This is a genomic window from Staphylococcus sp. HMSC056G08, assembly GCF_001812305.1.
GTDB classification, from domain to species: domain Bacteria; phylum Bacillota; class Bacilli; order Staphylococcales; family Staphylococcaceae; genus Staphylococcus; species Staphylococcus simulans.
This window is the reverse complement of the sequence record NZ_KV808426.1, coordinates 1-6,478: the sequence shown is the minus strand read 5'-3', so window position 1 is coordinate 6,478 and position 6,478 is coordinate 1. Positions and strand designations below refer to the sequence as shown.

The 6,478-nt window shown below is 36.6% G+C and carries 5 protein-coding genes; 1 reads left to right on the top strand and 4 read right to left on the bottom strand.

The genetic code is table 11. The features are described from left to right. Positions 1-179: 179 nt before the first annotated feature. The 4 genes from lpdA to HMPREF2846_RS01025 all read right to left on the bottom strand — a co-directional run bounded on the left by lpdA (position 180) and on the right by HMPREF2846_RS01025 (position 5,872). Positions 180-1,601, bottom strand: a complete 1,422-nt coding sequence (gene lpdA, locus HMPREF2846_RS01040) for a dihydrolipoyl dehydrogenase (protein ID WP_070625289.1) — start codon at positions 1,599-1,601, stop codon at positions 180-182. 181 nt (positions 1,602-1,782) lie between these two features. Next, complete coding sequence (locus tag HMPREF2846_RS01035; protein ID WP_002504087.1) at positions 1,783-4,191, bottom strand: heavy metal translocating P-type ATPase; 2,409 nt, start codon at positions 4,189-4,191, stop codon at positions 1,783-1,785. 258 nt (positions 4,192-4,449) lie between these two features. Then, positions 4,450-5,217, bottom strand: a complete 768-nt coding sequence (locus HMPREF2846_RS01030; protein ID WP_002454666.1) for a ZIP family metal transporter — start codon at positions 5,215-5,217, stop codon at positions 4,450-4,452. A gap of 253 nt (positions 5,218-5,470) precedes the next feature. Further along, complete coding sequence (locus HMPREF2846_RS01025; RefSeq protein WP_002454665.1) at positions 5,471-5,872, bottom strand: ArsR/SmtB family transcription factor; 402 nt, start codon at positions 5,870-5,872, stop codon at positions 5,471-5,473. Between the two features lie 163 nt (positions 5,873-6,035). On the opposite strand from HMPREF2846_RS01025, the gene lspA reads away from it, so the two are divergent. Further along, on the top strand, positions 6,036-6,478 hold a 443-nt coding region (gene lspA, locus HMPREF2846_RS01020), incomplete at its 3' end, for a signal peptidase II (RefSeq protein WP_176745457.1).

Below are 6,478 nucleotides of genomic sequence, written 5' to 3'. Positions count from 1 at the left end.
TTTTTACTTTGCAACAGAACCACCCAGTTCATTAGAAATTCATGAATAGTGATTAATCCATACCATCAGGAATTTTATACAGTAATACATCTATCAATACAAAATGTGCATGAGTCTCCATCCATTAATAAAAATTCAACCTGCACTTATGAAAAAGTGCAGGTTGGCCTGCATTCACATTATTGCTTTTTATTCAACATATGTGTAGCATGTCCCATCACACCTTCTGCTGCTTCCATAAGTGTCTCTGGTAAGGTAGGATGAGCATGAATCGTAAGGCTAAGATCTTCCGCATTTGCCCCAGCCTCAATCGCAAAAACAGCCTCTGCAATCAGAGAGGATACCTCTGGTCCAACCATCTGTACTCCTAACACTCTTTTCGTATTCTTTTCGGCTACAACTTGTACAAAGCCATCTGCATCCGAGACAGATAACGCCCTAGCATTTGCTTGGAATGGTAAACGACTGGATACTGTTTCGTATCCTTTTTCCTTTGCTTCCTTCTCTGTTAAACCTGTATAGGCTACTTCAGGATCGCTGAAGATAACAAAAGGCATCGCTTGAAAATCAATCACACTATTTTGACCACTGATCACTTCGGCTGCTATCTTTGCTTCATAACTAGCTTTATGAGCAAGGAGGTCACCACCAGCACAATCCCCTATTGCATAAACATGTTCAATGTTTGTTTGACATTTGTTATTTATCTTAATAAATCCTTGGTCGTCTAATACTACTCCGATATTTTCCAGACCAATTTTACCTGTGTTTGGTTTTCTCCCAATAGAAACTAAGCAATAATCACCTTGAATAATTTCTTCCTTTCCATCAACTTGAACATGGACGTTAACTTCATCGCCTGTATTTTCTCCACCTTGAACAAGGGCATCCGTTATAACAGTGATTCCAATTTCCTTTAAATGACGTTTTACTGTTTTTGTTAGGATAGGATCTGTCCCGGACAAAATTGTATCCGATCCCTCAAGGATGGTCACTTTTGCCCCAAACTTTGCATAAGCAGTACCTAACTCTAAACCGATATAACCACCACCTACCACAACTAAATGATTGGGTACTTCCTGTAGTTGCAATGCCTCCGTTGAAGAAATGATTCTTTTTTGATCAAATGGCATACTTTTTAACTCGACTGGCAAAGAACCTATTGCAAGAATTAAATCTTTGTAGGAAAAAATCTGTTCCTCGTCCTCTATTTTTATTTTTGCAATATGTGCTTCAGTGAGATAGGCTTCCCCACTGATGACCTCTACACCATTTCCTTTTAACAAGGTGCGAATCCCATCTGTTAGCTTGTTCACGATTCCGTCCTTCCACTTTACTACTTCTGGCATATCAACTTGAACCTCACCCGAAACCTTAAGCCCCATTGTATTGGCATGTTTAATGTGTTTGACTCGTTCAGATGCACTAATAAGAGCTTTTGAAGGGATACACCCTCGATTAAGGCAAACTCCTCCTAACTCCGCCTTATCAACCAGTACCACCTTTTTTCCTAACTGGGCAGCACGTATTGCCGCCACATAACCTCCAGACCCTGCTCCTATCACTAAAAGGTCTACATCTTTTTTCACTTCTCCAGTCATCCTAGATTCCTCCTTTGATAAGTAACTATAATTACTATTTGTACTCAAGAATATAGTTGTGTAATATGTGTCTAACCTTTTTCTTATTTTCACCTATTTTTCTTCTCTTATTAGACAATTTATAAAAAATAATCTACATTTTGATTAAAAGGGCTTTCTAAATGGAAAGCCCTTTTTACTCTTACTCTTTCACTCGCATAAGTCGTAAACTGTTCAACGCTACAAGAAGAGTTGCACCCATATCTGAAAGAATCGCAATCCAGAGTGTTAACCAACCTGGAATAACCAATAATAAGGCAATAAATTTAATAGCAATTGCAAAAGTAATGTTAGCTTTTATTATGTTTAGCGCTTTTCGACTTAGTTTTACCGTAAACGGAAGTTTTCTTAAATCATCTCCCATTAGTGCAACGTCCGCCGTTTCTAATGCTGTATCAGTACCAGCTCCACCCATTGCAATTCCAACAGTGGAAGCTGCCAATGCAGGTGCATCATTGACACCATCGCCAATCATAGCTACGTTGTTGTATTCCGATTTCAATTGTTTAATATAATCCAATTTATCCTGAGGCATTAATTCAGCCTGAACTTCTTTTACTCCGACATGACTTCCAATGGCATTCGCAGTACCTTTATTATCACCGGTAAGCATAATTGTATTTTTGATGCCAAGTTGATGTAGTTTTTGAATGACTTCTTTACTTGATTCATGTACTTCATCTGCTACTGCAATAATAGCTAGTATTTCTTTGTCAGTTCCAACAACCATAGCAGTTTTCCCTTGATTTTGAAGAGTTGCAACTTTTTTCTCTAAATTCTTATCAAAACTAGAGTTTGACAGTTCCTTAAATAGTTTTGGACTTCCAATATAATAGGTCGTTCCGTCTACAGTACCCTTAATTCCTTTTCCTGTAATGGAAGAGAAGTCATCTACCACAACATCTGAATAAGAAATATTCGCCTCTTCTGCTCTTTTCATGATTGCTGATGCAAGAGGGTGCTGAGAACGATACTCTAATGCAGTAATGATGGATAGCATTTCATTTTCATCTACCTGTTTGTTCAACACATTGAAGTCAGTTACAACAGGGACACCTTTTGTCAAAGTACCTGTTTTATCGAAAGCAATGGCCTTTAAGGCACCCATTTCTTCTAAATAAACGCCACCTTTTATTAGGACACCCTTTTTCGCTGCATTTCCAATTGCTGAAACAATCGAAATCGGGGTGGAAATAACCAACGCACATGGACAACCAACGACTAAAACAGCTAAACCTTGATAAACCCATGTTTCCCAACTAGCCCCAAAGAATAATGGTGGAACTACAGCAACTAACGCAGCTATGATCATGATGATCGGAGTATAATATTTCGCAAATTTTTCTACAAAGGCTTGAGATGATGCTCGTTCTCCCTGTGCTTCCTCTACAAGATGAATAATTTTTGAAATGGTTGTATCTTCTACTAATTTAGTTATTTCTACTTCAAGTAATCCTTCTTCATTTAGAGTACCTGCAAATACTTCATCATCAACCGCTTTTTCAACAGGGACTGACTCACCTGTAATGGCAGCTTGATTAACAGCAGAGTACCCACTTACAACCATCCCGTCCATGGCAATCTTTTGACCAGGTTTGACAATCATAATATCTCCAACTGCAATATCATCTACATGAACCATCATTTCTTGACCTTTTCGTCTAACAAGTGCCTCTTTAGGTGCAATATCCATTAATGATCGAATTGATTGTCTCGCTTTATCCATAGAAAATCGTTCTAGAGCTTCACTAATTGCAAAGAGTATGACAACAACAGAAACTTCTGCCCATTTTCCTATAATCGCACCACCTATAACTGCAACAGTCATAAGTGTTTTCATGTCAAATTCAAAGCGTAACAAGTTTTGGAAACCAACTTTAAAAAGCGATAATCCTCCTATTAACATCGATGCTACAAATAATAATGTAGTAACAATGTTCTCATCCCCATTAACAAAGACTGAAAGATATCCGAAAACAATCAATAAGGTCGAATAGAGTAAAGTACTGTGCTTTTTATAGAATGGCACTTTTTCTTCTTTTTCATCCTCTTTTTCCTGGTTAATCTCTTGTGTAGCTTGCCGTACAGGTTTTTCAGAGGCCACTTTAAGATTCTCAAAAGCACCTGCTTTTTCTAATTCTTCAATCGTTGCTTCTCCGTAAACGGAAATTTTGGATGCTCCAAAATTTACTTTTGCATCCTCTACTCCCGGAATTTTTTTAACATTTCTTTCAAACTTTCCTGCACAGTTTGCGCATGAAAACCCTTCAACACGATATATATTTTTGTCTTTTTTAACCTCTTGCGGAGCCTGCCGTCTAGGTTTTTCTGGAGCCACTTTAAGGTTCTCAAAGGCACCTGCTTTTTCTAATTCTTCAACCGTTGCTTCTCCGTAAACGGAAATTTTGGATGCTCCAAAATTTACTTTTGCATCCTCTACTCCCGGAATTTTTTTAACATTTCTTTCAAACTTTCCTGCACAGTTTGCGCATGAAAATCCATCAACACGATAGACATATTTCTTCTCTAATGGCTTCGTTGCTTCACTCATATTTAATAACCTCCTTCTTAATTAACCAATGTATCTTTTATCAATCAATGCATGTGGAATTCCTATATTCTTGGCCACCTCTCATTATGATATTCATTTGAATATTACGTTATGTTCTGTTGCTATTATATATCCACACATATATAGATAGTCAAATGATTATTTGATTGTATTTTATTTCTTTTTTTGCTAAGACTAAACTCAACTTTTCTGTTTAATTTCCTCAACTGATTATTCAAGGCTATTCCTTTAATATTTTCATTCCAACCCAACAACTCCTATGATCCAAGAAGCTATATAGAAAACAGCTACACCAAGCAAAACGTAAAGACCAGTTTTTCGATTTTCAGATTGATTAACAACTGGAAGTAAGTCCGTTGCTGCAACATATAGAAAAACACCTGCTGAAAAGGACAAAGCAATTCTTGCAAAAGAATCGCCAAGTACTTCAGCTGCAAATTCTGTGTCACTGAGTAGCCATACTAAAGCCCCTCCAAATATAGTAGCCAAAGCCAGTACTGCAGAGGCAATAAACGCCTTTTTCCTGTCATTAAATACTACAAGAACAATCGAAGAAATGGTTAAGCCATCTGGTATTTTATGAAGTAATACAGCAACAAACACAAGGAAACCTAATTCACTGCTTACTTCGAATCCCGCAACAATGGAGACCCCATCAAAGAAACTATGAATAGTCATTCCGATAAAGGCACCTAAACCGCCCGTTTTTTTACTGAGTTTATCCTCATGTGTTTCATAGCCGAAATGAAAATGAGTTGTGAGGATTCTTTGAAAGGCAAATAATACTAAAAATCCTATTAATATATAGATTCCATTTTCAGGTGAATTTTCTAATCCTTCTGGCATTAGATCAAGAATACCTATGGATAAAAGAAAACCTGCACTAAAAGCCATTAAATATGTAAGAGCTTTGGGGGACCATTCTTTTCTCACGACAATAAGTCCTCCAACAAGATTAGCTATACTTGTGAGTAACACAAGAGATACTACAGTCCATGAGAACATTACAAACTCTCCTTACTTTAATTCATTCCATTTCACAAATAATTTGGACCATCAGGGTACAATTCAGAGAAAAAACAAGATTTAAGTCTCAGTGGATACCAGGGCTTAAATCTCCTGAGATGATTTTTTATCTAATGGTCTTTTCTTAGGTAATTTTTATGATTTATTTTTGAGCAACTGCATTCCATCATGTAAAATGGAGGACTGAGTTGTTTGTAACATTTTAACTAATTTTTCCCAACACTCATCACATTTACTTCTTTTCCTTCAACTGTAGTGCTTCTTGCATAAGGTGATGCACATGATTACTTACTAGCCTATAAAAAACCATCTTCCCTTTTTTACGATACTCGGCAAGCCCCATATTACGTAACATACGTAGGTGGTGTGAAGCAGTAGCATTCGTAGAACCAATAATCGTTGCTACATCACAGACACACATTTCATCTTCTTGCGTAAGTGCATAAACAATTTTCAACCGTGTATCATCCGCAAAAACTTTAAACAATTGTGATAAGCCATCCGTTTGACCGACTTCCTGCTGACGGCGCTCAACCTTTTCTGGGTCAAATATAAATGTCTCACAAGCATCTTTTCCCCTTGATTTTATACCATCTAAATCATGTTCTTTTTTATTTATGGAAGTAATACTCAAAACAACCCCTCCTCTGTAATTAGTGTATACAATAACATTCAAATTATTGTTTGTATATATATATATTAATATAAATAATATAACGTTTTATTGCAACAATAAAATATACATTTTTTCGTTATATCATGGTATACTTTAAAATAATGAATATTGGAGGAGGAGAATCAGGATCTACTATATCATTGCAGTCATCGTTTTAATCATTGATCAACTATGGAAATCTGCGATTGTCAAATGGATGGAAATAGGTCAAACCATTCCTTTATGGGAAGGAGTATTCCATATTACTTCTCTTCGAAATAAAGGAGCAACATTTGGAATTTTGCAAGGTCAACGCTGGTTTTTTATTATTGTAACGTTAATTGTTGTACTGGGTATCATTTATTATTTACAAACAGAAGGAAGGAATAACCGACGAATCTCTTTTGCCTTATCACTGTTGCTAGGTGGAGCATTAGGGAACTTTTTTGACCGCTTGATTAGAGGAGAAGTAGTAGATAGCCTTGATTTTCGGCTCATTGATTATCCTATCTTTAATCTCGCTGATGTTTTCATAGTTTCTGGTGTTGCTTTAATGATATTGGAGGTTCTGTTGCAAAGTAAAAA

Bases quoted from the DNA above. Each gene is read 5' to 3' on its own strand.
- lpdA (WP_070625289.1), bottom strand. From the start codon at position 1,601: ATGACTGGAGAAGTGAAAAAAGATGTAGACCTTTTAGTGATAGGAGCA.
- HMPREF2846_RS01035 (WP_002504087.1), bottom strand. From the start codon at position 4,191: ATGAGTGAAGCAACGAAGCCATTAGAGAAGAAATATGTCTATCGTGTT.
- HMPREF2846_RS01030 (WP_002454666.1), bottom strand. From the start codon at position 5,217: ATGTTCTCATGGACTGTAGTATCTCTTGTGTTACTCACAAGTATAGCT.